The sequence below is a fragment of the Mesorhizobium sp. 01N446 genome (assembly GCF_056399285.1).
The window spans coordinates 1-928 of the sequence record NZ_JBFTRA010000032.1 but is presented as its reverse complement, the minus strand read 5'-3'; the positions used below and the strand labels follow the sequence as shown (position 1 = coordinate 928).

General features: G+C 60.6%; 1 protein-coding gene. It reads left to right on the top strand.

The features are described 5' to 3' along the window. Positions 1–788: ABC transporter permease (locus AC1DPX_RS35075; protein WP_477242592.1), on the top strand; the 788-nt coding region annotated here is incomplete at its 5' end. Positions 789–928: the final 140 nt, after the last annotated feature.

Genomic DNA, 928 nt, shown 5'->3' with positions numbered 1-928 from the left:
TCCTCGAAGAGGCCTTCGCCGACATAAGTTCTTCGCTGAAGAAACACCACCTTGCCACGACGTTCAGTTGGCAGGATGTGGCCCAGCGCTATCGGCGCTCGCGGGTCGGCGCGTTCTGGCTGACCATCAACATGGGCGTCCTGATCGGTGCGCTCGGGCTCGTCTTCGGCACGCTCTTYCGCACGCCGATGCAGGAATATCTGCCCTATATCTGCGTCAGCCTGATCTTCTGGGGGTTCATTGCGTCGTCGATCAACGAGGGATGTACGGCCTTTGTCGGGGCCGAGGGCATCATCCTGCAGGTGCGCATGCCGCTGTTCACCCATGTGTTGCGCGTGCTCTACCGCAACGCCATCATTTTCGGCCACAACATTCTCATCTACCCGCTCGTCCTGCTGGCCGTCGGGCGCATGCCGACTTGGCAGGTTTTCCTGGCGCTGCCCGGCTTTGTCATTTTGTCGCTCAATCTGCTCTGGATCATGCTGATCGTGGCGGTGCTGTGYGCGCGCTACCGCGACATGACGCAGGTGATGCAGAACCTCCTGCAGGTCGTCATGTACCTGACCCCGGTCATGTGGATGACGCGAACGCTGCCCGAGGGCATTTCAAGGTTGTTGCTGGARCTCAATCCCTTCTACCACCTCCTCAGTGTCGTGCGCGACCCGCTGCTGGGCGAGTTCGCGTCGGCGACGAGCTGGATGACGTGCATCGTGTTTGCGATCGTTGGCTGGGCGGCCGCCCTGTTGCTGTTTGGCCGTTATCGTCATCGCATCCCCTATTGGCTATGATCCCTGCTATGGCTTCCATCATACTGACCGGCGTCTCGGTCGAATTTCCGGTCTTCAACGCGGCAAGCCGGTCCCTCAAGAACCGTGTACTGAGTGTGGCCACGGGCGGCGCGATCGACCGTCGGGTCGATGGCCATGTC